Genomic DNA, 23,624 nt, shown 5'->3' with positions numbered 1-23,624 from the left:
GGCCGGTTTTCTTTTGTCTGCGGGGTGGTTCAGGCGTCAGCCTTTTCCGAGCTGAGGGTGGGAGAGGCAGTGGTTTGTGCAGCGGCGTTGGATATGTTTACCGCATGCAAGCCTTTGGGGCCCTGGATGATCTCGAAACTGACGGGTTGTCCGGCTTTCAGGGTTTTATAACCGTCCATCTGGATAGCCGAGTAGTGTGCGAACAGATCCTCTGTTTTTCCGTCTTCATTGATGAAGCCATAGCCCTTGGCGTTGTTGAACCACTTGACTTTACCGCTTGCCATCCTCATATCCCTCTGCAAAGGACTCCATCACTGGAGTATCATCCACTCCATCCGCATATGAACCTGCGAAAATTCTGGTTGACTGCGCGGATCTTTATCGACCACGGTGGGTTCTTATTGGTTGTAACACCGTTTTGCCGATAGTCAAGGTGAGGTGACGGCTGTCCCGCGTCGCCTGTGCGGTCAACCCATAAACCAACCTGTCGAAATGATGAAATTCTTTCCATGCATGCACATAGCCAGATTCGACTAACATTCAATCAGGATCGCCCGCAATCGCATGAGGACGATGGTTCTGGCCTGGCGGTACAGGAGGCCAAACCGGCCCTGCAGGCGCCACCCATGTACAAGGTGGTTTTGTTTAACGATGACTACACACCGATGGATTTCGTCGTCGAAGTGCTCGAGGTGTTTTTTAACCTGAATCGCGAGCTGGCGACCAAGGTCATGCTGGCCGTCCATACAGAAGGACGGGCAGTGTGCGGATTGTTTACCCGTGACATCGCCGAGACCAAGGCCATGCAGGTCAACCAATACGCAAGGGAAAGCCAGCATCCGCTACTCTGTGAAATCGAGAAGGACGGTTAATCGCCGGCCACTTGGGTATGAGGTGAAGCTATGTTAAACCGCGAGCTCGAAGTCACCCTCAATCTGGCCTTCAAGGAGGCACGCTCGAAACGTCATGAGTTCATGACCGTCGAGCACCTGCTGCTGGCACTATTGGATAATGAGGCCGCCGCGACCGTTCTGCGCGCCTGCGGCGCAAACCTCGACAAACTCAAACACGACCTGCAGGAGTTCATTGACTCCACCACGCCGTTGATCCCCGTGCACGACGAGGACCGCGAGACCCAGCCAACCCTGGGCTTCCAGCGTGTATTGCAGCGCGCCGTCTTCCATGTCCAGAGCTCGGGCAAGCGTGAAGTCACCGGTGCCAACGTACTGGTTGCGATTTTCAGCGAACAGGAAAGCCAGGCCGTGTTCCTGCTTAAACAGCAGAGCGTGGCCCGTATCGACGTGGTCAATTACATCGCCCACGGCATCTCCAAGGTGCCGGGCCATGGTGAACACTCCGAGGGCGAGCAGGACATGCAGGACGAGGACGGCGGCGAAACTTCGTCGTCGGGCAATCCCCTGGATGCCTATGCCAGCAACCTCAACGAACAGGCCCGCCAAGGGCGCATCGACCCGCTGGTCGGCCGTGAGCTCGAAGTCGAGCGCGTGGCGCAGATCCTCGCCCGTCGGCGCAAGAACAACCCGCTGCTGGTCGGTGAGGCCGGTGTCGGTAAAACCGCCATCGCCGAAGGCCTGGCCAAGCGTATCGTCGACGGCCAGGTGCCGGACCTGCTGGCTCACAGCGTGGTCTACTCCCTGGACCTGGGCGCCTTGCTGGCCGGTACCAAGTACCGCGGCGACTTCGAGAAGCGCTTCAAGGCGCTGCTCGGCGAGCTGCGCAAACGTCCGCAGGCGATCCTGTTCATCGACGAGATCCATACCATCATCGGTGCCGGTGCGGCCTCCGGTGGGGTGATGGACGCCTCCAACCTGCTCAAGCCGCTGCTGTCGTCGGGTGATATCCGCTGCATCGGCTCGACCACCTTCCAGGAATTTCGCGGCATCTTCGAAAAAGACCGGGCCCTGGCGCGGCGCTTCCAGAAGGTCGATGTCAGCGAACCGTCGGTGGAAGACACCGTGGGCATCCTGCGTGGGCTCAAGGGGCGCTTCGAGAGCCACCACAACATCGAGTACAGCGATGAGGCCCTGCGCGCCGCTGCCGAGCTTGCAGCGCGCTACATCAATGACCGGCACATGCCTGACAAGGCCATCGATGTGATCGACGAAGCTGGCGCCTACCAGCGCCTGCAGCCGGTCGAGATGCGCGTCAAGCGTATCGACGTGCCGCAGGTTGAAGACATCGTCGCCAAAATCGCGCGGATTCCGCCAAAACACGTCACCAGTTCCGACAAGGAGCTGCTGCGTAACCTGGAGCGCGACCTCAAGCTCACGGTGTTCGGTCAGGATGCGGCGATCGATTCGCTGGCCACCGCCATCAAGCTGTCCCGTGCCGGCCTCAAGGCGCCGGACAAGCCTGTCGGTTCGTTCCTGTTTGCCGGCCCCACCGGAGTCGGTAAAACCGAAGCGGCGCGTCAGCTGGCCAAGGCCCTGGGCGTCGAGCTGGTACGCTTCGACATGTCCGAGTACATGGAGCGGCATACCGTTTCGCGTCTGATCGGTGCGCCTCCGGGCTATGTCGGTTTCGACCAGGGCGGGTTGCTCACTGAAGCCATCACCAAGCAGCCGCACTGCGTGCTGCTGCTCGATGAGATCGAGAAGGCCCACCCGGAAGTCTTCAACCTGCTGCTGCAGGTGATGGACCACGGCACCCTGACCGACAACAACGGGCGCAAGGCGGACTTCCGTAACGTCATCGTCATCATGACCACCAACGCCGGTGCTGAAACTGCTGCGCGAGCCTCGATCGGCTTCACTCATCAGGATCACTCCTCCGACGCCATGGAAGTGATCAAGAAGAGCTTCACGCCGGAGTTCCGCAACCGTCTGGACACCATTATCCAGTTTGGTCGTCTCAGCCACGAGACGATCAAGAGCGTGGTGGACAAGTTCCTCATCGAATTGCAAGCGCAGCTGGAAGACAAGCGCGTGCTGCTGGAAGTGAGCGATGAGGCGCGCAGCTGGCTGGCGGCCGGTGGTTACGATGCGCAGATGGGCGCGCGGCCTATGGCGCGGCTGATCCAGGACAAGATCAAACGGCCGTTGGCTGAAGAGATCCTGTTCGGCGAGCTGGCCGAGCATGGCGGTGTGGTGCACATCGACATCCGCGATGGCGAACTGGTGTTCGACTTCGAGACCACGGCTGAGATGGCGTAGCGGTCGATCACGGGGCAAGCCCGCTCCTACATGTAGGAGCGGGCTTGCCCCGCGATGCTTTTCAAAGGCCAACAAAAACGCCCGGCATATAGCCGGGCGTTTTTGTTGGTGTCGCTTAGCGGGCGCGGTAGGTGATGCGCCCCTTGCTCAGGTCATAAGGCGTCAGTTCGACGCGGACCTTGTCACCGGTCAGAATACGAATGTAGTTCTTGCGCATCTTTCCGGAGATGTGCGCGGTAACGACGTGCCCATTTTCCAACTCCACACGGAACATGGTGTTGGGCAGGGTGTCGACGACAGTGCCTTCCATTTCGAAGCTGTCTTCTTTCGACATGCAGTAAAGCCCTCGGTGTCCAGTTAATGGCCCGGCAGCACGGCTGCGCCAGGCAAAAAAAGTGGCGTGCATTGTGCCCGAAAAATGGACCTCAAGCCAATGATTTCAGTTCAGCGTCACCCAACGTTGATTGATCAGCAGCTCGATGGGGCGGTACTGGGTCTTGTAGTTCATCTTTTTGCAGTTCTTGATCCAGTAACCGAGGTAGACCGCGCTCAGGCCCAGGCGCAGGGCTTCGGTGATCTGCCAGAGGATGGCAAAGCGGCCCAGGCTGCGCCGTTCTTCGTCCGGCTCGTAGAAGGTGTACACCGCCGACAGGCCGTTGGGCAGCAGGTCGGTGACCGCCACGGCGAGCAGGCGCCCGTCCAGGCGGAACTCGTAAAAGCGTGAAAACGGCAGGTCACGGACCAGGAAGGTGGAGAACTGGTCGCGGCTCGGCGGGTACATGTCGCCGTCGGCGTGGCGCTGCTCGATGTAGCGCCGGTACAGCTCGAAATATTCCTCTTTGAACGCCGGACGGGCGGCGCTGACGGTCAGGTCGGCGTTGCGCTTGAGGATGCGTTTTTGCTGGCGGTTGGGCAAAAAGCGCGCAGCCGGGATCCGTGCCGGCACGCAGGCGTTGCAGTTCTGGCAGTGCGGGCGATACAGGTGGTCGCCGCTGCGCCGGAAGCCCATTTCCGACAGGTCTGCGTAGACATTGACGTCCATCGGCTGGCTCGGGTCGAGAAACAGCGTGGTGGCTTGCTCGTCTGGCAGGTAGCTGCAGGAATGGGGTTGAGTGGCATAAAACTTCAACCGCGCCAGCTCTGTCATGATCAACCCCTCGGGAGATGCTTTTGTTTTAAGTGTAAGCCAGCTGGAAAAACTCGCCTAGCAAACCCAGCTGGCGCTGTTTGGCTGGTCGAGATAACGCTGCAGGTAGTCGGCAAAGGTGGCCCGGGCAATGGCACGGGCGCCGAGGTTGTGCAGGTGCTCGGTAGGCATCTGACAGTCAATCAGGACGAATCCTGCCTGTTGCAGGTGCTCGACCAAGGCGACGAAGCCGACCTTGGAAGCGTTGTCGGCGCGGCTGAACATCGATTCGCCGAAAAACAGCCGGCCCATGGCCAGGCCGTACAGGCCGCCCACCAGCTCGCCACCCTGGCGCACCTCGACCGAATGGGCAAAGCCTTGCTGGTGCAGCTTCAGGTAGGCCGCCTGCATGCTGTCGGTGATCCAGGTGCCGTCGGCGTAGCCGCGGGGTGCGGCGCAGGCGTTGATCACCGCAGCAAAGTCCTGGTCGAAACTGACCTGGTAGTGGCCCTGGCGGATGAACTTGCGCAGCGAGCGCGACACGTGCAATTCGTCGGGAAACAGCACGGTGCGCGGGTTGGGCGACCACCAGAGGATCGGCTGGCCGTCCGAATACCAGGGGAAACAGCCGTGGCGATAGGCCTGCACCAGGCGTTCGGCGCTCAGGTCACCGCCGGCGGCGAGCAGGCCGTTGGGGTCGCGCAGGGCTTTGTCCAGCGGCGGAAAGGTCAGGGTGTCGCGGCTCAGCCAGGTCAGCATCGTGGTCCAATGATGGAGGAGGGGAGGGGCCCCAGCATGGCCTGAAAAAGCCTCGCGGGACAAGCCTGCTCCTACAGGTCTGGTGGTCTCAGGCAACTTGCATCGGCCTTTGTTGTCACACTTGCACAAAAACACCGCATAAGCCTTTGTCACAAAAGAAAATGCATGCTCAAATTGCTGTATAGGAAATTGGCCCCCGTTTACGCTTGTTCTGGCGTGCCGCCATGGCGGTAGGCGGGCAGTAATGTTAAAAGTAGTGGTTTGTTGACTGTTCAGTTGGGTCAATCACTGTTGGACGCGCAATGAGCGCAGGAATAGACGCGTTTTGAAGAAATCCACCGCAACATCCAGTCCTTTGCCCGTGCCGCTCTGGCGCCAGCAGCTGCACTATCGGCTCAAGGAAGGTGCGCTGATCGCCGTGGGCGCGCTGTGCCTGTACCTGTGGATGGCCTTGCTGACCTACGACCAGGCCGACCCGGGCTTCAGCCACACCAGCAACGTCGAGCAGGTGCAGAACGCCGCCGGCCGTGCCGGTGCCTACTTCGCCGACATCCTGTTCATGGTTCTGGGCTATTTTGCCTACATCTTCCCCTTGCTGCTGGCGATCAAGACCTGGCAGATCTTCCGCGAACGCCACCAGCCGTGGCAGTGGAGCGGCTGGCTGTTTTCCTGGCGCCTGATCGGCCTGGTGTTCCTGGTGCTATCGGGCGCGGCGCTGGCGCATATCCATTTCCATTCCGCCGCCAGCCTGCCGGCATCGGCCGGTGGCGCGCTGGGCGAAAGCCTCGGCGACCTGGCCAAAAATGCGCTGAACGTGCAGGGCAGTACCCTGATGTTCATTGCCCTGTTCCTGTTCGGCCTGACCGTGTTCACCGACCTGTCGTGGTTCAAGGTCATGGACGTCACCGGCAAGATCACCCTCGACCTGTTCGAATTGTTCCAGGGCGCCGCCAACCGCTGGTGGGAAGCGCGCAACGAGCGCAAGCGCCTGGTGGCGCAGCTGCGCGAGGTCGACGAGCAGGTCCATGACGTAGTCGCCCCGGTAGCACCGGATCGACGCGAGCAGGCCAAGGCCAAGGAGCGCATCATCGAGCGCGACCAGGCCCTGAGCAAACACGTGGCCGAGCGCGTGCAGCAGCCAGCGCCGGTGATCATGCCGGCCCCGGCCAAGGCGCCGGAACCGAGCAAGCGCGTGCAGAAAGAGAAGCAGGCGCCGTTGTTCGTCGACAGCGCCATCGAAGGCACCTTGCCGCCGATCTCGATCCTCGACCCGGCAGAAAAGAAAAAGGTCAATTACTCGCCAGAATCCCTGGCCGGCGTTGGCCACCTGCTGGAAATCAAGCTCAAGGAATTCGGCGTCGAAGTTTCGGTGGACTCGATCCACCCGGGCCCGGTGATTACTCGTTACGAAATCCAGCCGGCCGCTGGCGTCAAGGTCAGCCGCATCGCCAACCTGGCCAAGGACCTGGCCCGTTCCCTGGCGGTGACCAGCGTGCGTGTGGTCGAGGTGATCCCCGGCAAGACCACCGTCGGTATCGAGATCCCCAACGAAGACCGGCAGATCGTGCGCTTCTCCGAAGTGCTGTCGTCGCCGCAATACGACGAAGCCAAGTCGCCGGTCACCATGGCCCTGGGCCACGACATCGGCGGCAAGCCGGTGATCACCGACCTTGCGAAGATGCCGCACCTGCTGGTGGCCGGTACTACCGGTTCCGGTAAGTCGGTGGGGGTCAACGCGATGATCCTGTCGATCCTGTTCAAGTCGGGCCCGGAAGACGCCAAGCTGATCATGATCGACCCGAAAATGCTCGAGCTGTCGATCTACGAAGGCATTCCGCACCTGCTCTGCCCGGTGGTCACCGACATGAAGGACGCTGCCAACGCCTTGCGCTGGAGCGTCGCCGAGATGGAACGTCGCTACAAACTGATGGCGGCCATGGGCGTGCGTAACCTGGCCGGCTTCAACCGCAAGGTCAAGGACGCCGAAGAAGCGGGCGAGCCGATCTACGACCCGATGTTCAAGCGCGAAAGCATGGACGACGTGCCGCCGCTGCTGAAAACCCTGCCGACCATCGTCGTGGTGGTCGATGAATTCGCCGACATGATGATGATCGTCGGCAAGAAGGTCGAAGAGCTGATCGCGCGTATCGCCCAGAAGGCCCGTGCCGCCGGTATCCACTTGATTCTCGCAACCCAGCGGCCGTCGGTGGACGTGATTACCGGCCTGATCAAGGCCAACATCCCGACGCGGATGGCGTTCCAGGTATCGAGCAAGATCGACTCGCGGACCATCATCGACCAGGGCGGCGCCGAGCAGTTGCTTGGCCACGGTGACATGCTCTACATGCCGCCGGGCACCAGCCTGCCGATTCGTGTGCATGGCGCCTTCGTTTCCGATGACGAGGTCCATCGCGTGGTCGAGGCCTGGAAACAGCGTGGCGCCCCGGACTACAACGATGACATCCTCAACGGCGTCGAAGAGGCCGGCAGCGGCTTTGACGGCGGCGGTGGCGGCGGTGACGGCGACGATGCCGAAACCGATGCGCTGTACGATGAAGCCGTGCAGTTCGTGCTGGAAAGCCGCCGTGCGTCCATCTCCGCCGTACAGCGCAAGCTGAAGATCGGCTACAACCGCGCCGCGCGAATGATCGAGGCGATGGAAATGGCCGGTGTGGTCACCGCCATGAACACCAACGGTTCGCGCGAAGTGATTGCCCCCGGGCCGTCCCGCGACTGATGATCCAACCTGCCGCCGGCCAGTGACGGCCGCCGGCCCCTTCATACTGCAACGAGGATTTCCATGCGCCTGATTCGCATGCTGTTGGTTTCCGCTATGGCCCTGTCCAGCGCTTCGGCAATTGCCGCCGAGGCTGATGCGGCGCGCCTGACCCAGTTGCTGGACAAGTCTAAAACCATCACCGCCAGATTTTCTCAACTGACCCTCGATGGCACCGGCACCCAGTTGCAGGAAACCACCGGGCAGATGGCCGTGCAGCGCCCGGGCCTGTTCTACTGGCACACCGATGCACCGGCCGAGCAGGTGGTGGTGTCGGACGGCAAGAACGTCACCCTGTGGGACCCGGACCTGGAACAGGCTACCATCAAGAAACTTGACCAGCGTTTGACCGAAACCCCGGCACTGCTGCTGTCCGGTGACGTCTCGAAGATCAGCCAGAGCTTCGACATCACCTCCAAGGAGCAGGGCGAGGTCATGGATTTCGTGCTCAAGCCGAAAACCAAGGACACCCTGTTCGACTCGCTGCGCCTGTCGTTCCGTCGTGGCCTGGTCAATGACATGCAACTGATCGACAGCGTCGGCCAGCGCACCAACATCCTGTTCACCGGGGTGAAGGCCAACGAGAATATCCCGGCGAGCACGTTCAAATTCGACGTCCCCAAGGGTGCGGATGTCATTTCCGAGTAAGAGGTAGTAGCGCCGTCCATGGATCTGTTTCGTAGCGACCCCGTAGCCCAGCCCCTGGCCGCGCGCCTGCGCCCGGCCAGCCTGGACGAGTACGTCGGCCAGGAGCACCTGCTGGCCCGCGGCAAGCCGCTGCGCGAGGCACTGGAGGCGGGCGCGCTGCACTCGATGATCTTCTGGGGCCCGCCAGGGGTTGGCAAGACCACCCTGGCGCGGCTGCTGGCGCAATTCTGCGACGCCCACTTCGAGACCGTCTCGGCGGTGCTGGCCGGGGTCAAGGAAATCCGCCACGCGGTGGACATCGCCAAGCAGCAGGCCGGCCAGTACGGGCGACGGACGATTCTGTTCGTCGACGAAGTGCACCGCTTCAACAAGTCTCAGCAGGACGCCTTTTTGCCGTATGTGGAAGACGGCACGCTGATCTTCATTGGCGCCACCACCGAGAACCCTTCGTTCGAATTGAACAACGCGCTGCTGTCGCGGGCGCGGGTCTATGTGCTGAAAAGCCTCGACGAAGCTGCGCTGCGCAAGCTGGTCAACCGCGCCCTGAGTGAGGAGCGCGGCCTGGGCAAGCGCCAGTTGCAGGTCGGCGACGAAGCCTTCCAGATGCTCATGGCCGCCGCCGATGGCGACGGCCGGCGCATGCTCAACTTCCTCGAGAACGCCTCGGACCTGGCCGAAGACGGCGGCGAGATCGGCGTCGAGCTGCTGCAGAGCCTGCTCGGTGACAGCCGCCGGCGTTTCGACAAGGGCGGCGAAGCCTTCTACGACCAGATCTCGGCGCTGCACAAGTCGGTACGTGGCTCCAACCCTGACGGCGCCTTGTACTGGTTCGCACGCATGCTCGATGGCGGCTGCGACCCGCTGTACATCGCCCGCCGGGTGGTGCGCATGGCCAGCGAAGACATCGGCAACGCCGACCCGCGCGCCCTGAGCCTGTGCCTGGCGGCCTGGGATGTGCAGGAGCGCCTGGGCAGCCCCGAAGGCGAGCTGGCGGTGGCCCAGGCCATTACCTACCTGGCCTGCGCACCGAAAAGCAACGCCGTGTACATGGGCTTCAAGACCGCCCTGCGCGAAGCCGGCGAGCACGGCTCGCTGGAAGTGCCGCTGCACCTGCGCAACGCCCCGACCAAGCTGATGAAGCAACTGGGCTATGGCGACGAGTACCGCTACGCCCATGACGAGCCGGATGCCTACGCCGCCGGCGAAGACTACTTCCCCGACAACCTCGCGCCGCGCCACTACTACCAACCGGTGCCGCGCGGCCTGGAACTGAAGATCGGCGAGAAGCTCAAGCACCTGGCAGAACTCGACCGCAACAGCCCGCGGCAGCGGAGAAAACCATGATTGCGGTGATTGCCGCGGTCAGTGCCGGGGGGATCGCCGGCACCTTGCTGCGCTTTGCCACCGCCAATTGGGTCAACGCGCACTGGCCACGCCACTTCTATCTCGGTACGCTGGCGGTCAATCTGATTGGCTGCCTGCTGATCGGCTTGCTCTACGGGCTGTTTCTGCATCGCCCGCTGGTGCCGGTCGAGCTGCGCGCGGGCCTGATCGTCGGTTTTCTCGGCGGTCTGACAACCTTTTCATCCTTTTCACTGGATACCGTGCGCCTGCTCGAAAGCGGGCAGGCGCCGCTGGCCTTCGGATATGCCGGAGCCAGCGTATTGGGCGGGCTGCTCGCAACCTGGGCTGGCCTGTCTTTGACCAAATTCTGAACCAACGAGAGAACGATATGCTCGATTCCAAACTGTTACGCGGCCAACTTCAGGAAGTGGCGGATCGCCTGGCCTCCCGTGGCTTCAGCCTGGATGTCGCGCGCATCGAGGCACTGGAAGAACGCCGTAAGGTGGTGCAGACCCGTACCGAACAACTGCAGGCCGAGCGTAACGCCCGTTCCAAATCCATCGGCCAGGCCAAGGCCAAGGGCGAAGACATCGCTCCGCTGATGGCGGACGTCGAGCGCATGGCTGGCGAGCTTGCCAGCGGCAAGGTCGAGCTGGACGGCATCCAGGCTGAACTGGATGGCATCCTGCTGGGTATTCCCAACCTGCCGGACGAAAGCGTGCCGGTTGGCGCCGATGAGGACCACAACGTCGAAGTCCGTCGTTGGGGCACCCCGCGCGCCTTCGACTTCGAGATCAAGGACCACGTGGCACTGGGCGAGCTGACCGGCGGCCTGGACTTCGAAACCGCGGCCAAGCTGTCGGGCGCCCGTTTCGCCCTGCTGCGCGGCCCGATCGCCCGTCTGCACCGCGCGCTGGCGCAGTTCATGATCAACCTGCACACCAGCGAGCACGGCTACGAAGAAGCCTACACCCCGTACCTGGTCCAGGCGCCGGCGCTGCAAGGCACCGGCCAGTTGCCCAAGTTCGAGGAAGACCTGTTCAAGATCAGTCGCGACGGCGAAGCCGACTTCTACCTGATCCCGACCGCCGAAGTGTCGCTGACCAACATCGTTGCCGGCGAGATCCTCGACGCCAAGCAACTGCCGATCAAGTTCGTCGCCCACACCCCGTGCTTCCGTAGCGAAGCCGGTGCATCGGGCCGCGACACCCGCGGCATGATCCGTCAGCACCAGTTCGACAAGGTCGAGATGGTACAGATCGTCGAGCCAGGCAAATCCATGGAAGCCCTCGAAGGCCTGACCGCCAACGCTGAACGCGTCCTGCAAGCCCTGGAGCTGCCGTACCGGGTGCTGGCGCTGTGCACTGGCGACATGGGCTTCAGCGCAGTGAAAACCTACGACCTGGAAGTCTGGGTGCCGAGCCAGGACAAGTACCGCGAAATCTCCTCGTGCTCCAACTGTGGCGACTTCCAGGCCCGCCGCATGCAGGCGCGCTGGCGCAACCCGGAAACCGGCAAACCGGAACTGGTGCACACCCTCAACGGTTCGGGCCTGGCGGTTGGCCGTACCCTGGTGGCGGTGCTGGAGAACTACCAGCAGGCCGACGGTTCGATCCGCGTGCCGCAAGTGCTCAAGCCGTACATGGGTGGCCTGGAGGTCATCGGTTAAATGGAATTCCTGCCGCTGTTCCACAAACTGCGCGGCAGCCGTGTGCTGATCGTCGGCGGAGGCGAGATTGCCCTGCGCAAATCACGTCTGCTGGCCGATGCCGGGGCTGTGCTGCGGGTCGTGGCGCCCGAGATCGAAGCGCAACTGGCCGAGCTTGCCCGGCACAGTGGTGGTGAAATCCTCAGCCGTGGTTACCAGGCTGGCGACCTCGACGGTTGCCAGCTGATCATTGCCGCCACCGACGACCAGGCGCTCAACGCCCAGGTCTCGGCGGATGCCCACCAGCGCTGCGTACCGGTCAACGTGGTCGATGCGCCGGCGCTGTGTTCGGTGATCTTCCCGGCGATTGTCGACCGCTCGCCTTTGGTGGTTGCGGTGTCCAGCGGCGGCGATGCGCCGGTGCTGGCGCGGTTGATCCGGGCCAAGCTTGAAACCTGGATCCCTGCTGCTTATGGCGAACTGGCCGGCCTTGGCGCGCGCTTTCGGCACAAGGTCAAGGCGCTGTACCCGGACGTCAATCAGCGTCGCGGTTTCTGGGAAGATGTTTTCCAGGGCCCGATCGCCGAGCGGCAACTGGCCGGGCAGGGCGCTGAAGCCGAGCGTCTGCTGCAAGCCAAGATCGACGGTGCCACCTACCAGGCGCCGGGTGAGGTGTATCTGGTCGGTGCCGGCCCCGGTGACCCGGACCTGCTGACCTTCCGCGCCTTGCGCCTGATGCAGCAAGCCGATGTGGTGCTTTACGATCGCCTGGTCGCTCCGGCGATCATCGAACTGTGCCGTCGTGATGCCGAGCGCATCTACGTCGGCAAGCGCCGCGCCGATCACGCCGTGCCGCAAGCGCAGATCAACCAGCAACTGGTCGACCTGGCGCGTCAGGGCAAGCGTGTGTTGCGTCTGAAGGGCGGCGATCCGTTCATATTCGGCCGTGGCGGCGAAGAGATCGAAGAACTGGCGGCCCAGGGCATTCCGTTTCAGGTGGTGCCGGGGATTACCGCAGCCAGTGGTTGCTCGGCCTATGCCGGCATCCCGCTGACCCACCGCGACTATGCCCAGTCGGTGCGTTTCGTCACCGGTCACCTCAAGGATGGTACCAGCGACCTGCCCTGGAATGACCTGGTGGCGCCAGCGCAGACCCTGGTGTTCTACATGGGCCTGGTTGGCTTGCCGACCATCTGTGCCGAGCTGATTCGTCACGGGCGGGCGGCCGATACCCCGGCAGCCTTGGTTCAGCAGGGCACCACGCCGAATCAGCGGGTGTTCACTGGCACCTTGGCCGACTTGCCCAAGCTTGTGGCCGAGCATGAAGTGCATGCGCCGACCCTGGTGATCGTCGGTGAAGTGGTGCAGCTTCGCGAGAAGCTGGCCTGGTTCGAAGGCGCCCAGCCGTAACCGCATCGCGGGTCAAGTCGGATCGCCGCACCGCCGCTCCCACAGGTTTTGTGGGAGCGGCGGTGCGACGCCTCGACTTGACCCGCGATGAATCCACCCCTATTCCCCGGCCTTGCGCCAAATTCCCCGCCCCACCAGCCGCTCCCGGTCATGCCCCAGCTCAAAATCCTGCAACGGCCCCTTGGGCACAATCCCGTTCGGGTTGATGGTCTTGTGGCTCATGTAGTAATGCTTCTGGATGTGCTCGAAGTTCACCGTCTCGGCGATCCCCGGCCACTGATACAGCTCCCGTAGCCAGTTCGACAGGTTCGGATAATCGGCAATGCGCCGCAGGTTGCACTTGAAGTGCCCGTGGTACACCGCGTCAAAGCGAATCAGCGTGGTAAACAGCCGCCAGTCGGCCTCGGTCAGGTATTCCCCGGCGAGATAGCGCTGGGTACCGAGCAACCGCTCCAGATGATCCAGTTCGGCAAACACCTCATCAAACGCTTGGTCGTAGGCCGCCTGCGAAGTGGCAAAGCCAGCCTGGTACACGCCATTGTTGATCGCCGGATAAATTCGCTCGTTAAGCGCTTCGATCTGCGCGCGCAGTGGTTCCGGATAGAGGTCCAGGCGATTGCCGGTCAGCCCGTCAAACGCTGAGTTGAAGATACGAATGATCTGCGCCGACTCGTTGTTGACGATGCGCTGCTCGTGCTTGTCCCACAGCACCGGCACCGTGACCCGTCCGCTGTAGTGCGGGTCGTCGCGGGTGTAGCGCTGGTGCAGGCAGTCCAGGTGCTCGAGCTTGTCGCCGGTCGAGCCCTTGCTCTGGTCGAAGGTCCAGCCATGCTCGCCCATCAGCCAGCTGACCACCGACACATCGATCAGGCTCTCAAGGCCTTTGAGCTTGCGAAAGATCAGGGTGCGGTGGGCCCAGGGGCAGGCCAGCGATACGTACAGGTGGTAGCGCCCGGCTTGCGCGGCGGGCAGGGCGTTGCGCCGCTGCGCGCTTTCGCGCTGGAAAGCGCCGTCTTTGCTGCTTTCATACCACTGGTCATGCCAGCGTCCGTCGATCAACAGGCCCATGCGGAGCTCCTTGGCGATTCGTTCTGATATAGAGCCCAGTGTACGGAGCTGGGTTCGAACGAATAGCGCAAAGTCCGGGCCTGTTTGATCGGCTCAGTCGATCAGTTGCGCTGATCCCAGTAGCGTTGAGCCTGGGCGAAGGCTTCTTCGCGGCTTTGGCCGAGACCGCGCAGGGCCAGGGCCATGGTTGCCACCACGGCCAGCTCGCCATAGCTGTTCTGTTCATCACCGCGCCATACGGCCAGCAACTGCTCGGGCTCAAGGCTCGCCGGTTTGACGTGACGCTGGGCGGCCAGGGCCGGCCACTCTTCATCCCAATCAACGCCATTGGCGGTGCCATACAGATGGCTGCTGGTGTCCGGGTTGATCTCGATCTCGCCGCCATCGCCCTTGACCACGATCGCCGTGTCGCTCAGCAAACGGCTGGCTTCACGGTGCACGGCCTGGTAGCCAGGGTGGAAGATGCTCTGCAAGCCGCAGCGGGCATTGAGCGGGTTGAGTACCCGGGCCAGGGAATGAATCGGCGAGCGCAGGCCCAAGGTGTTGCGCAGGTCGATCATCCGTTGCAGGCGCGGGGCCCAGTCCTGCAACGGAATAAAGGCCAGCTTGTGGCCGTCCAGCGCTTCAGACACCGTGTTCCAGTCCCGGCACAGCGGAATCTGCAGCAGTTCCAGCAATTGCTCGGTGTACAGTCGCCCGGCCGTGTGCGCGCCACCGCCGTGCAGCAAGATTCGCACGCCATTGGCCGCCAGGCACTTGGCGGCCAGCAGGTACCAGGGCAGGTGACGCTTCTTGCCGGCGTAGCTCGGCCAGTCCAGGTCGACCTGAATCGGCGGCGCCTGCAAACGCTGGCGCAGGGCCTCGGTGAAGCCGGCCAGCTCTTCGGGGCTCTCTTCCTTGTGGCGCAGCAGCATCAGGAAGGCGCCGAGCTGGGTTTCCTCGACCTTGCCGTCGAGCAGCATGCCCATGGCTTCACGGGCTTCTTCGCGGTTCAGGCCGCGGGCACCGCGCTTGCCCTTGCCAAGGATGCGCACGAACTGGGCAAACGGATGTTCGGCCGGGGTTTCGGTGATCAGCGGGCTATGGTCGGTCATATGCAATTGGTCGGCTTCGGCAGGCCCGCAAGTTTCGCGGCGAGTTTGGCGGGGGTGCCCTTGAACAGGCGGTTCAGGTGCAGGCTGTTGCCTTTGTCCGCGCCCAGCTTGAGCGCGGTGTACTTGATCAGCGGGCGGGTGGCTGGCGACAGCTCGAACTCCTGGTAGAAGCTACGCAACAGGTTCAGTACTTCCCAGTGCTCCGCGGTCAGCTCCAGGTCTTCATGGGCGGCGAGGGCGCTAGCGACCTCCTCGGACCAATCACCCAGCTCCACCAGGTAGCCGTCTTTATCCAGGGCGATGCTGCGCTCGCCGACAGTCAGGGTGCTCATAGCCAGCTGTTGACCTTGTCATAGTGCAGCGACAGCTCGACGAAGGCCGGGTAGTCGATGGCCTTGCCCAGGTCGCTGAGGGCGATAGCGCGGGCTTGCAGGTCTTCGTCCAGGGCGAACAGACGTCCGTCCAGCCGGCTTGCCTGCAGGCTGCGCAGCGGCTCGCTGCCGGGCTGCAGGGCATACACCGCGTCACCGCACAGCAGCAGGCCGTCGGCGCTGCCAAGCAGGCGCAGGCAGCTGCTCAGGCGGCTGTCGCCAAACGGCGAGTGGGAAATCACATGCAAGGTGCTCATCAGAGGGTCACCACCTGGTCGAAACGGTCGATCAACGCCGCCAGCGCAGCGTCATCCAGCACCTGTACCGGCAGGCTCAAAGAGTCGGCAGCAAGGCCGCGCGCCTTCAGGCTGCTGCTGGCGGCGAACAGCTTCTCGACACCGAACATCGGCAGAGCCTGCAGGTTGGCCGCCAGGTTCTTCTGCTGCAGTTGGGCCGGTTGCTGGCCGGGGGCGAGCTGGAACACGCCGTCATCGAGAAACAGCATGCCCAGCGGCAGGTCGAAAGCACCGCCGGCCAGGGCGATATCCAGTGCTTCGCGGGCGGACGGCCCGGCCCACGGCGCCTGGCGGCTGATAATCAGCAAAGACTTGGCCATTTCAATCGCCTCCAAAGCACATCAGCCGATCGGCGCCTTGCGCCGCTTCATGCAACTGGCCAAGCCCGGACAGCTCCCACGGCGCCGGCAGGTTGACTGCCGGGCGCTGATAGCGCTGGGCTTCTTCGGCGTTGAGCACGCCACGGCGCAGGGCGGCGGCGATGCACACCACGGCATCGAGCTGCTGCGCGCTGACGAATGCGCGCCACTCGGCGGGCAGGTCGAGTTCGTCCTGGGGCGTCACGATATTGCCCGAGGCGCTGTGCACACCGTCCTGATAGAAAAACAGCCGGACAATCTCATGCCCGCCGGCAAGCGCCGCCTGGGCAAAACGCAGGGCGCGGCGCGAGGAGGGCGCATGGGCCGGAGAAAAAACCGCAATGGCGAACTTCATGGAAGGCTCTTTCAGCAAATCTGCGGGAATGATAAAGCAAAAAGCCCGCAGCAACATGCCGCGGGCTTTCAGGGCTTACCTAACTCCCTGTGGGAGGTGGCTTGCCAGCGATAGCGTCACCGCCATCTCAGGCCTTGTCTTTAGGCTCCGGCAAGAACCAGTTCAGCACCAGGGCACAAATCCCCCCGGTGGCCACCCCCGACTCCAGCACATTACGCAGCGCCGACGGCATATGCGCGAGGAACTCCGGCACCTGCGCCACGCCCAGGCCCAGCGCCAGCGACACCGCAATAATGAGCAGCGCGCGACGATCCAGGCTGATGCTGGCGAGGATATTGATCCCCGAAGCCGCCACCGCGCCGAACATCACCATCGCCGCGCCACCGAGCACCGGCTCCGGCACCGCCTGGATCACCCCGGCCACGCTCGGGAACAGGCCAAGGATCACCAGCATCGCCGCAATCCACACACCGATATGACGGCTGGCAATGCCGGTCAGCTGAATCACGCCATTATTCTGGGCAAAGATCGAGCTCGGGAAGGTATTGAACACCCCGGCCAGCAGCGAGTTGGCACCGTTGACCAGCACACCGCCCTTGATCCGCTGCATCCACAGCGGGCCTTCCACCGGCTGGCGCGAGACTTTGCTGGTCGCGGTCACATCACCAATGGCCTCCAGCGAAGTCACCAGGTAGATCACCAGCATCGGAATAAACAGCGCCCAGGAGAAGCCCAGACCGAAATGCAGCGGCACCGGTACCTGGAACAGCGCCGCTTCGTGCATGCCGGTGAAGTTCAGGCGGCCCAGGTAGCCGGCCAGGGCGTAGCCCACGGCCAGGGCGATGACGATGGCGCAGCTGCGCATCCACACCACCGGAATACGGTTGAGAATGACGATGATCGCCAGCACCACGCCCGACAGCAGCAGGTTCTCGCCGTTGGCGAAGGTGCCGTTGCTCATCGCCGCAAAGCCGCCGCCCATGCTGATCAGGCCGACCTTGATCAGGGTCAGGCCGATCATCAGTACGACGATACCGGTTACCAGCGGGGTGATCAGGCGTTTGACGAACGGCAGAATGCGCGAAATACCCATCTCCACGAACGAACCGGCAATCACCACACCGAAAATCGCCGCCATCACGCCCTCAACCGGCGTGCCTTGCTTGACCATCAACGCGCCACCGGCGATCAACGGCCCGACAAAGTTGAAGCTGGTGCCCTGCACAATCAACAGCCCGGCGCCAAACGGCCCGAAGCGACGGCACTGCACGAAGGTGGCGATCCCGGAGATCACCAGCGACATCGATACGATCAGGTTGGTATCACGGGCAGAAACGCCCAGTGCCTGGCAGATCAGCAGGCCAGGGGTGACGATCGGCACAATGATCGCCAGCAGATGCTGCAGCGCCGCCAGCATCGCAATCAACGGCCGCGGCCGGTCTTCAAGGCCGAGGACCAGTTCATTGGCCTGTGCGGGTGCGCCAGGTCCTTGCTCGATTGAACTCATGGGAGTGCTGCCCCGGAAGAAAAAAGGAGCGCATTCTACGGGCCCGCACCCGATTTCGGTAGTGCTGTTACCCAGCAACGCCTGTAGAAGCGGGCTTGCCCCGCAATTGCCCACAAAAAAGCCCGCCGAAGCGGGCCTTCTCTCAACTCATTACACCAGCAAGCAATCAGTCATCGCGACCCATCAGGCCGAACAACTGCAGCAGGCTGACGAACAGGTTGTAGATCGATACATACAGGCTGATGGTCGCCATGATGTAGTTACGCTCGCCACCGTGGATGATCGCGCTGGTCTGGAACAGGATGCACACCGACGAGAACAGCACGAAACCGGCGCTGATCGCCAGTTGCAGGCCGCTGATCTGGAAGAAGAAGCTGGCAACCACAGCACCCAGCAGCACGAAGAAGCCTGCGGTGATGAAGCCACTGAGGAAGCTCATGTCCTTGCGGGAGATCAGCACATAGGCCGACAGACCGCCGAACACCAGGGCCGTCATGGCAAATGCCGAGCTGACCACCTCAGCGCCACCGGCCATCCCCAGGTAACGGTTGAGGATAGGGCCGAGCAAGAAGCCCATGAAGCCGGTGAGGGCGAAGGTGGACACCAGGCCCCAGACCGAATCACGCAGCTTGTTGGTGAGGAAGAACAGGCCGTAGAAGCCGATCAGCACCACGAAAATGTTCGGGTAGCCAACGCGCATCTGCTGCGCCACGTAAGCCATGATGCCACTGAAGGCGAGGGTGATAGCCAGCAACCCGTATGTGTTACGCAGGACGCGGCTGACCTCCTGCTGCTCGACCTGCTGGCCGTGATTGACGGCGTAATCCTGTTCGCGCATGGCGACACTCCTGTGGGTTTGAAACGTTCAGATGCAAAGATCATAACAGAGCCGCGCCAAGCGGCCACATAGAGAGTTTGACAGCTTGTTTCATTTCGGTATTATGGCGCCCGCAATACGAGGAAGCGTGGCCGAGTGGTTTAAGGCAACGGTCTTGAAAACCGTCGATGGGCAACTATCCTAGAGTTCTTATCTTAGGTAATCCTCAGATGCATACTTCAAGGCGTCCTAGGTGATGCATCGGGGAATTGGCAGAGTGGTTGAATGCACCGGTCTTGAAAACCGGCGAACGTTAATAGCGTTCCCAGGGTTCGAATCCCTGGTTCCCCGCCAGAATCAGTAAAAACAAGGGCTTAGAGAAAATCTAAGCCCTTTTTTTTGTGCGTGTGAAATTTGAATTTGCAAGGATGGTGGGGGCAATTTGCGCGCTATGCGAAAGCATGCATTTCACTAGATGCCTTCTGCTGCAAACTACTGCACGCTTCTCGGAGAAAGAAAGCCAACTGCATGCTTGATGAGCGTCACTGAGCAGTGCGCCTTCGGCCTCCAGAAGACCTCCCAAGAACGGAAACTTGGGAGGCCTAGGGAGCATCCATTTGCCCTAGAATTTCTTGTTAATGCCTAGGTACTCCAGTCGTGCCGGATCCACGACTCTCACAAGCGAGTCACCTTCGAGGTCTGAAGGCGGGCAGGCGTAAAGGTCATTTTTTTGAAATCTCACGCCTCTTGCCAGTAACGCTGAACCGTAGATTTAGGCAGGCCTAGTGCACGTGCAGTTTCTGCTTGCGTCTTGCCTTGACGCTTGAGGTCAATCACTGCACTGACCCTTTGGGCATTCGCTCGTATGCCTCTCTCGCGCTTCTTCAGAACGCCATCTTGGGTCTGAGCCTCCATGAGTTCCAGGCCGCCTGACTCCATGAAACTCTGGAGCTCAGCTTGCGCATCTAGCAATTCGCGCTCGGGTGTCTTGTGGTCACGGATAGCCAAGCACAATGCCATGATGGTCAAAAGGCTGACATCGAGCGTGTCGGCTATTTTGAGAAGGGTCGGCAACGTCGCCTGGATTTTCCCTTGTTCAAGCAAGCTTAAGTTGCTCTGGCTAAGAGTCTCGGCGAGGGATTCGTAACCCTTTCCTTTCATTTGCCGAATGGCGCGCAGAGTGATAGCTAGCTCTTCCTTCACGGTCAGCTTTCCAAAAGGAAGGATAGAGCCACAGTCCTTGCAGCCCAATAAATATCATGTATTGTTATTAGTGAGTCGTTTTGCTTATGATGTCTCCTCAGAGATCGGCGTGCTGACTCATCAATTTTGCATGTGCCTAGGCTGTGTGACCTCCTGACTGCCAGAGACATGTGCAGCGTTGATCGTTTGCGCTTGGCCGATATAGAGCCGATCTAGGGCTGGGCTAGAGATGGAGTAGGGTTTACCACAGTGTTTGTGACCTATAGCAGCAATTTGCAGGGCCAGTTTAGGGCTCCAGAGAGTGTCCGGATGCTCTGGAATTCAGCTGACATCAGTCAGTGTGAATATTCTTTTCTGGTCGAGGGAGTGGGGTTAGAGGATGGGGCCATAGGCCCGGTTGCGCATGTTGTAAGTGACGTTGCCACTCTTCAGATGATGCGCGCTGGAGAGCAAGGTAATTTCCTGATCGTGAGCAATGTTCACATCATCCTATCTCCAGCCAAAAGCAAAAAAGGCTCTTACGCAATGGAGCTCCTCTCTGAGATTCGCATTCAGGGTGGAACCGAGAGCAGCCCGGTCTACGAGTTCATCACTAAAGCTGGTGAGGTCTACACGAGCACACCAAGTTAACACCGCAAGGTTGAGGGCAAATGGCCGCTGCTTTAGGAACGATCATGCCTCTCTACAATTTGGGCGTTCTGAGAGGGGATCATCTCCGTTCGACTCATGGTCGGTTGCGCGATCAATTTCATACAGAAGGGCAATGAACTCGAGAGCGGGGAGGCGATTGATGCAGCCACGTTTTCTCAGTGCTCCAGCAAAGTCTCCAAGTAATGTTCGATAGCCAGGCTTCCGCTCCTGTGGCGGCTTTGGCCAACGGAGGTTGAGGTATACATGGAAATTAACGAGATCGAGCGCGAACGCCGTCGTGAAGCTGTGGCAGCAGAAATCGCTTGTCTAGCGCTCGACGGAGGGCGGCTTGCAGCTGAGCGCCTGGCACAGTTGCAGCGCTACGTGGATGGTGAAGTTAGCCTCGAAGAGCTTCGAGCAGAGCTAATTGAACGTCTGCGATTAGATAATGAGGGAATCGTAGATGAAGATGAAATGTGTCGAGCCTGGGGTGACGTTGAGTGATTCGAATCTCTCGACCGTAGCCGGCTAAAGCCGAATGAGCGAAGTCTCGGTCTCTTTTTGATTTGCTGCCCCATTTGGACGCATCGGAGACACGATCAGCGTTCAACAGGAACCAACTGATCCGATGAAAATTTTGATCTACTCAGATCTGCACCTGGAGTTCGCGGACTTCCAGCCTCCTGCGACGGAATGCGATTTGGTCGTGCTGGCCGGCGACATCTCGGTAAAGAGTCGCGGGGTGGGGTGGGCCAATGAGACCTTCAGCTGTCCGGTGATCTATGCCTGCGGCAACCATGAGTTCTACAAAGGCCACATCGACCGCACGCTGACCAAGATGCGCGATGCGGCTGCAGAACATGTACACATCCTGGACAACCAGTCCCTGATCATTGGCGACACCAGGTTTTTGGTAGCAACGGCGTGGACAGATTTCACTGCGAGCGGGGACTACAGGGTAGCGATGAGGGTGTGCGCGGAATGGATGAACGACTTCAAGCGCATCCGCATCGGCGAGGGGTATAGCAAGCTTCGTCCTGTCGATCTAATCGCACGAAACATCACTACTCGTGAATTCTTAGCGACTGAGCTAGCTAAGCAATTCGACGGCAAGACGGTGGTGGTTACTCATCACTGCCCAATTCAAGAGGTCGCCGGTGATGGTCACGAAGGTCACCTGGGTGCTGCCTACTTCAATGATTGGCATGATTTGGTTGCCCAGACTGATGTTTGGATTTTCGGCCACACCCATCATGCCGTCGACACAGTCGTCTCGGGCTGCCGAGTCCTTTCGAATCCGAGAGGATATCCAGGTGAGCGTACTGGGTTCGTGCCGAATCTAGTGGTTGAAGTCTGATGAGATGAGTCCAAGCGTCCAGACTTCTGCGCACGCAACTTTCGGTCGATGGCGTCGACGTACTCGACTGCGAAAATGAATACGAGCTAGGCGAATACAAGAGGTTTCAAATGGTCAAACGCAGCGTACCGCTCTCCACACACAAACCCGTCGTTACACCTCCGTCTGCTATTCCCACGAGCGTTACCAAAGCGATGCAGGCCGAGGTAGGTCTCGAGATTACTGGTTACTTATCTTCCGTCGAGTATGGGCCAGGAGAGCGCTTTTTGAGAGGTGTAGTTTTTGGTGATCGAGAGAAACGCTTCGATGATGGTGAGCCGATTCGAACCTCCGTCATCATGACCTCCCAAAAGATTCAAGGATATCTGGTGGTGCAGACACTGAATAGCCTTTACGTGGTTTGTGACTGGGCAGGTGATGGCGCTCGTGGGTGCTCAAAGGCACTGCACTGATACAAAAAATAGTTTTCTAATCGTTGTGGAGTCTCGGCCAGATGCCAGAAGTAATTACTGTTGAGTTTCACGGTAAGGAGGTGAGCGACTTTCAACTGAGTCGTTTAGTGCAAGCAAGCTTTCTCAAATACACGGTGCCCGTCACGGCGTTCATCAGTGATGCACTGATCGCCGAAGACACATGTTTGGGGATTTCTTTCGACCACTCTGAGCGTGACGATGGGTACCACAAAGCGGATGGTTCGATCCTCCGCACAGGTAAAATCCAGGTAGCGAGGAAGGAAGGCCGGTTCTGGCTGCTCGAAACCCAAGACGGCAATTACGTCATAGCTAGCTTCAAGCGAGAACTCGGCAGAGCTAGCTTTCTCAAGCTTCTCAAGTCCGCTGATCGTTTGCAATTGACGGTATGAAAGCTCCACCAGCCTTCAAAAAACAATTGCGATAGCGTTCTTAGGGCCTCATTCGACGTTTTAAAGCGGTGAGGAGCATTACCGCTGCCTATCTCCTTTGATCTGCAGCTAATGGATGTGTTCAAAAGCCACAATTCGTGCAGTAGCCGTAATCGTTCAGCAATTTCTGCAGAAACTCACGCCGCCTTTGAACAATACTTAAAATGAGAAAATCCCGGTCGGTGTCTCTCGTCGATAGGTGTCCAGCATCTACTAAGCCATGGATGTAGCCTTCAGCTTTGCCCCTTGCTTCGACCAATGCTTCGATGGATGTGCTTTTATAGATGTCCTTAGCGAGCTGCCACCGCTTCAATTGACGACGACCTGTCGGCTCCTCCGAAAATTTTGGTGCGTTGATCAATGCGTGTAAATCGTTGGGTAAGCTGTTTGTGCTCAAGATGGATTCTCAGAACAGTGATGTCTGTGCCGAGGCTAGCATGAGCGTACTTAATGGCTTGTTGCTGGTTGGCTTGCTGTTTACCCACTGCTCTGACAGAACGGATACACGATGACAGGCTAGCCGCTTACCTCTAAGGTCACACACTTCGGTTTGCTGATAGCCTGGTGAGTTTGCTGCCGCCACGGAAGCCGCAGCGCTCAGCCGAATCGGTACCCGCTGCTTAGCAAAATAATCGCTAGGACATAATTATTGCTGAGCCATAATTTCAAATAATTCCCCACGTCCATGATCAGTCCCCTGCTATTTGAGTGGTGACCTGATTCTAAAAGGGTTCGCAGGCAATCAACGGAGGAGTGCGGTAGGCGGCGTCCCGCCGAACTTT

Annotated in this window: 27 protein-coding genes and 1 tRNA gene; 14 read left to right on the top strand and 14 right to left on the bottom strand. The window is 60.4% G+C overall.

The features are described 5' to 3' along the window. Positions 1-29 precede the first annotated feature (29 nt). Entirely contained in the window at positions 30-284 is a 255-nt protein-coding gene (cspD, locus tag F8N82_RS15125) for a cold shock domain-containing protein CspD (protein ID WP_167336593.1), read from the bottom strand. Positions 285-509: 225 nt separating this feature from the next. Here cspD and clpS point away from each other — a divergent pair, with 225 nt between their 5' ends. Further along, positions 510-872: an ATP-dependent Clp protease adapter ClpS gene (gene clpS, locus F8N82_RS15120; protein WP_009400967.1), complete on the top strand. Its 363-nt coding sequence runs from the start codon at positions 510-512 to the stop codon at positions 870-872. 30 nt (positions 873-902) lie between these two features. Next, positions 903-3,173 carry an ATP-dependent Clp protease ATP-binding subunit ClpA gene (clpA, locus tag F8N82_RS15115; RefSeq protein WP_095162669.1) on the top strand — a complete coding sequence of 757 codons (2,271 nt, stop codon included), beginning with the start codon at positions 903-905 and terminating at the stop codon, positions 3,171-3,173. A 115-nt stretch (positions 3,174-3,288) separates the two neighbouring features. On the opposite strand, the gene infA is transcribed toward clpA, so the two are convergent. The 3 genes from infA to aat all read right to left on the bottom strand — a co-directional run bounded on the left by infA (position 3,289) and on the right by aat (position 5,058). Then, the gene (gene infA, locus F8N82_RS15110) at positions 3,289-3,507 is read right to left on the bottom strand and encodes a translation initiation factor IF-1 (protein WP_002553999.1); all 219 of its coding nucleotides are present in this window, start codon (positions 3,505-3,507) and stop codon (positions 3,289-3,291) included. A gap of 105 nt (positions 3,508-3,612) precedes the next feature. Continuing rightward, positions 3,613-4,320, bottom strand: coding sequence for an arginyltransferase (locus F8N82_RS15105; RefSeq protein ID WP_038996031.1), 708 nt, complete (start codon positions 4,318-4,320; stop codon positions 3,613-3,615). A 57-nt stretch (positions 4,321-4,377) separates the two neighbouring features. After that, positions 4,378-5,058, bottom strand: a complete 681-nt coding sequence (gene aat, locus F8N82_RS15100) for a leucyl/phenylalanyl-tRNA--protein transferase (RefSeq protein WP_038996030.1) — start codon at positions 5,056-5,058, stop codon at positions 4,378-4,380. A gap of 325 nt (positions 5,059-5,383) precedes the next feature. Here aat and ftsK point away from each other — a divergent pair, with 325 nt between their 5' ends. The 6 genes from ftsK (at position 5,384) to cysG (ending at position 12,884) form a co-directional block, all read left to right on the top strand. After that, positions 5,384-7,795, top strand: a complete 2,412-nt coding sequence (gene ftsK / locus F8N82_RS15095) for a DNA translocase FtsK (RefSeq protein WP_038996029.1) — start codon at positions 5,384-5,386, stop codon at positions 7,793-7,795. A 63-nt stretch (positions 7,796-7,858) separates the two neighbouring features. Then, positions 7,859-8,482, top strand: coding sequence for an outer membrane lipoprotein chaperone LolA (gene lolA / locus F8N82_RS15090; protein ID WP_038996028.1), 624 nt, complete (start codon positions 7,859-7,861; stop codon positions 8,480-8,482). Between the two features lie 18 nt (positions 8,483-8,500). Then, a complete protein-coding gene (locus F8N82_RS15085; protein WP_038996027.1) occupies positions 8,501-9,826 on the top strand; it encodes a replication-associated recombination protein A in 1,326 nt (441 codons plus the stop codon). Continuing rightward, the gene (crcB, locus tag F8N82_RS15080; protein WP_038996026.1) at positions 9,823-10,197 is read left to right on the top strand and encodes a fluoride efflux transporter CrcB; all 375 of its coding nucleotides are present in this window, start codon (positions 9,823-9,825) and stop codon (positions 10,195-10,197) included. Before F8N82_RS15085 ends, crcB begins: the two co-directional genes overlap by 4 nt. A 17-nt stretch (positions 10,198-10,214) precedes the next feature. Continuing rightward, positions 10,215-11,495: a serine--tRNA ligase gene (gene serS / locus F8N82_RS15075; RefSeq protein ID WP_038996025.1), complete on the top strand. Its 1,281-nt coding sequence runs from the start codon at positions 10,215-10,217 to the stop codon at positions 11,493-11,495. After that, positions 11,496-12,884: a siroheme synthase CysG gene (gene cysG, locus F8N82_RS15070; protein WP_038996024.1), complete on the top strand. Its 1,389-nt coding sequence runs from the start codon at positions 11,496-11,498 to the stop codon at positions 12,882-12,884. A 99-nt stretch (positions 12,885-12,983) separates the two neighbouring features. Here cysG and F8N82_RS15065 read toward each other — a convergent pair whose 3' ends face one another. From F8N82_RS15065 to F8N82_RS15030, 8 genes are all read right to left on the bottom strand, one after another. After that, positions 12,984-13,952 carry a glutathione S-transferase family protein gene (locus F8N82_RS15065; RefSeq protein WP_038996023.1) on the bottom strand — a complete coding sequence of 323 codons (969 nt, stop codon included), beginning with the start codon at positions 13,950-13,952 and terminating at the stop codon, positions 12,984-12,986. Between the two features lie 101 nt (positions 13,953-14,053). Beyond that, positions 14,054-15,046 carry a glycosyl transferase family protein gene (locus F8N82_RS15060; RefSeq protein WP_038996022.1) on the bottom strand — a complete coding sequence of 331 codons (993 nt, stop codon included), beginning with the start codon at positions 15,044-15,046 and terminating at the stop codon, positions 14,054-14,056. Beyond that, positions 15,043-15,378: a TusE/DsrC/DsvC family sulfur relay protein gene (locus F8N82_RS15055; protein ID WP_038996021.1), complete on the bottom strand. Its 336-nt coding sequence runs from the start codon at positions 15,376-15,378 to the stop codon at positions 15,043-15,045. Before F8N82_RS15055 ends, F8N82_RS15060 begins: the two co-directional genes overlap by 4 nt. After that, positions 15,375-15,674 carry a sulfurtransferase complex subunit TusB gene (gene tusB, locus F8N82_RS15050; RefSeq protein WP_038996020.1) on the bottom strand — a complete coding sequence of 100 codons (300 nt, stop codon included), beginning with the start codon at positions 15,672-15,674 and terminating at the stop codon, positions 15,375-15,377. The genes F8N82_RS15055 and tusB overlap by 4 nt, the downstream gene beginning before the upstream one ends. Next, entirely contained in the window at positions 15,674-16,033 is a 360-nt protein-coding gene (gene tusC / locus F8N82_RS15045) for a sulfurtransferase complex subunit TusC (RefSeq protein WP_038996019.1), read from the bottom strand. Before tusC ends, tusB begins: the two co-directional genes overlap by 1 nt. 1 nt (position 16,034) lies before the next feature. Next, the gene (gene tusD, locus F8N82_RS15040) at positions 16,035-16,427 is read right to left on the bottom strand and encodes a sulfurtransferase complex subunit TusD (RefSeq protein WP_038996018.1); all 393 of its coding nucleotides are present in this window, start codon (positions 16,425-16,427) and stop codon (positions 16,035-16,037) included. Positions 16,428-16,554: 127 nt separating this feature from the next. Then, positions 16,555-17,934: a nucleobase:cation symporter-2 family protein gene (locus F8N82_RS15035; RefSeq protein WP_038996017.1), complete on the bottom strand. Its 1,380-nt coding sequence runs from the start codon at positions 17,932-17,934 to the stop codon at positions 16,555-16,557. Between the two features lie 166 nt (positions 17,935-18,100). Further along, entirely contained in the window at positions 18,101-18,772 is a 672-nt protein-coding gene (locus F8N82_RS15030; RefSeq protein ID WP_038996015.1) for a Bax inhibitor-1/YccA family protein, read from the bottom strand. A gap of 242 nt (positions 18,773-19,014) precedes the next feature. Between F8N82_RS15030 and F8N82_RS15025 the strand changes: the two genes are divergently transcribed. Beyond that, positions 19,015-19,105 (top strand) — tRNA-Ser (locus F8N82_RS15025). Positions 19,106-19,489: 384 nt separating this feature from the next. Here the strand turns inward: F8N82_RS15025 and F8N82_RS15020 are convergent. After that, positions 19,490-19,954 carry a helix-turn-helix transcriptional regulator gene (locus F8N82_RS15020; protein ID WP_224793809.1) on the bottom strand — a complete coding sequence of 155 codons (465 nt, stop codon included), beginning with the start codon at positions 19,952-19,954 and terminating at the stop codon, positions 19,490-19,492. 309 nt (positions 19,955-20,263) lie between these two features. Between F8N82_RS15020 and F8N82_RS15015 the strand changes: the two genes are divergently transcribed. The 5 genes from F8N82_RS15015 to F8N82_RS14995 all read left to right on the top strand — a co-directional run bounded on the left by F8N82_RS15015 (position 20,264) and on the right by F8N82_RS14995 (position 22,803). Beyond that, positions 20,264-20,584 carry a hypothetical protein gene (locus F8N82_RS15015; RefSeq protein WP_100782366.1) on the top strand — a complete coding sequence of 107 codons (321 nt, stop codon included), beginning with the start codon at positions 20,264-20,266 and terminating at the stop codon, positions 20,582-20,584. 264 nt (positions 20,585-20,848) lie between these two features. Next, on the top strand, positions 20,849-21,088 hold the full coding sequence (locus tag F8N82_RS15010) for a hypothetical protein (protein WP_100782350.1): 240 nt from the start codon (positions 20,849-20,851) through the stop codon (positions 21,086-21,088). A gap of 124 nt (positions 21,089-21,212) precedes the next feature. Beyond that, positions 21,213-21,941, top strand: coding sequence for a metallophosphoesterase (locus F8N82_RS15005; RefSeq protein ID WP_100782349.1), 729 nt, complete (start codon positions 21,213-21,215; stop codon positions 21,939-21,941). Between the two features lie 110 nt (positions 21,942-22,051). Further along, entirely contained in the window at positions 22,052-22,393 is a 342-nt protein-coding gene (locus tag F8N82_RS15000; protein WP_223253841.1) for a hypothetical protein, read from the top strand. A gap of 41 nt (positions 22,394-22,434) precedes the next feature. After that, complete coding sequence (locus F8N82_RS14995; protein ID WP_100782348.1) at positions 22,435-22,803, top strand: hypothetical protein; 369 nt, start codon at positions 22,435-22,437, stop codon at positions 22,801-22,803. Between the two features lie 121 nt (positions 22,804-22,924). On the opposite strand, the gene F8N82_RS14990 is transcribed toward F8N82_RS14995, so the two are convergent. Then, positions 22,925-23,239 carry a hypothetical protein gene (locus F8N82_RS14990; protein ID WP_150776960.1) on the bottom strand — a complete coding sequence of 105 codons (315 nt, stop codon included), beginning with the start codon at positions 23,237-23,239 and terminating at the stop codon, positions 22,925-22,927. Positions 23,240-23,624: the final 385 nt, after the last annotated feature.

Origin of the sequence: Pseudomonas fluorescens (genome assembly GCF_902497775.2) — a bacterium.
Taxonomy (GTDB): Bacteria; Pseudomonadota; Gammaproteobacteria; order Pseudomonadales; family Pseudomonadaceae; genus Aquipseudomonas; species Aquipseudomonas putida_F.
Note: the sequence above shows the minus strand (reverse complement) of the source record. Positions and strands in the feature narration are given on the sequence as shown.

Coding starts and splice junctions, on each gene's coding strand:
- F8N82_RS15060 (WP_038996022.1), bottom strand. CDS start 15,046: ATGACCGACCATAGCCCGCTGATCACCGAAACCCCGGCCGAACATCCG.
- clpS (WP_009400967.1), top strand. CDS start 510: ATGCATGCACATAGCCAGATTCGACTAACATTCAATCAGGATCGCCCG.
- F8N82_RS15005 (WP_100782349.1), top strand. CDS start 21,213: ATGAAAATTTTGATCTACTCAGATCTGCACCTGGAGTTCGCGGACTTC.
- F8N82_RS15000 (WP_223253841.1), top strand. CDS start 22,052: ATGGTCAAACGCAGCGTACCGCTCTCCACACACAAACCCGTCGTTACA.
- aat (WP_038996030.1), bottom strand. CDS start 5,058: ATGCTGACCTGGCTGAGCCGCGACACCCTGACCTTTCCGCCGCTGGAC.
- tusC (WP_038996019.1), bottom strand. CDS start 16,033: ATGGCCAAGTCTTTGCTGATTATCAGCCGCCAGGCGCCGTGGGCCGGG.
- F8N82_RS15010 (WP_100782350.1), top strand. CDS start 20,849: ATGGAAATTAACGAGATCGAGCGCGAACGCCGTCGTGAAGCTGTGGCA.
- F8N82_RS15015 (WP_100782366.1), top strand. CDS start 20,264: ATGCTCTGGAATTCAGCTGACATCAGTCAGTGTGAATATTCTTTTCTG.
- clpA (WP_095162669.1), top strand. CDS start 903: ATGTTAAACCGCGAGCTCGAAGTCACCCTCAATCTGGCCTTCAAGGAG.
- F8N82_RS15085 (WP_038996027.1), top strand. CDS start 8,501: ATGGATCTGTTTCGTAGCGACCCCGTAGCCCAGCCCCTGGCCGCGCGC.
- cysG (WP_038996024.1), top strand. CDS start 11,496: ATGGAATTCCTGCCGCTGTTCCACAAACTGCGCGGCAGCCGTGTGCTG.
- F8N82_RS14995 (WP_100782348.1), top strand. CDS start 22,435: ATGCCAGAAGTAATTACTGTTGAGTTTCACGGTAAGGAGGTGAGCGAC.
- F8N82_RS15105 (WP_038996031.1), bottom strand. CDS start 4,320: ATGACAGAGCTGGCGCGGTTGAAGTTTTATGCCACTCAACCCCATTCC.
- F8N82_RS15035 (WP_038996017.1), bottom strand. CDS start 17,934: ATGAGTTCAATCGAGCAAGGACCTGGCGCACCCGCACAGGCCAATGAA.
- serS (WP_038996025.1), top strand. CDS start 10,215: ATGCTCGATTCCAAACTGTTACGCGGCCAACTTCAGGAAGTGGCGGAT.
- infA (WP_002553999.1), bottom strand. CDS start 3,507: ATGTCGAAAGAAGACAGCTTCGAAATGGAAGGCACTGTCGTCGACACC.
- cspD (WP_167336593.1), bottom strand. CDS start 284: ATGGCAAGCGGTAAAGTCAAGTGGTTCAACAACGCCAAGGGCTATGGC.
- F8N82_RS15055 (WP_038996021.1), bottom strand. CDS start 15,378: ATGAGCACCCTGACTGTCGGCGAGCGCAGCATCGCCCTGGATAAAGAC.
- crcB (WP_038996026.1), top strand. CDS start 9,823: ATGATTGCGGTGATTGCCGCGGTCAGTGCCGGGGGGATCGCCGGCACC.
- F8N82_RS15030 (WP_038996015.1), bottom strand. CDS start 18,772: ATGCGCGAACAGGATTACGCCGTCAATCACGGCCAGCAGGTCGAGCAG.
- F8N82_RS15065 (WP_038996023.1), bottom strand. CDS start 13,952: ATGGGCCTGTTGATCGACGGACGCTGGCATGACCAGTGGTATGAAAGC.
- lolA (WP_038996028.1), top strand. CDS start 7,859: ATGCGCCTGATTCGCATGCTGTTGGTTTCCGCTATGGCCCTGTCCAGC.
- tusB (WP_038996020.1), bottom strand. CDS start 15,674: ATGAGCACCTTGCATGTGATTTCCCACTCGCCGTTTGGCGACAGCCGC.
- tusD (WP_038996018.1), bottom strand. CDS start 16,427: ATGAAGTTCGCCATTGCGGTTTTTTCTCCGGCCCATGCGCCCTCCTCG.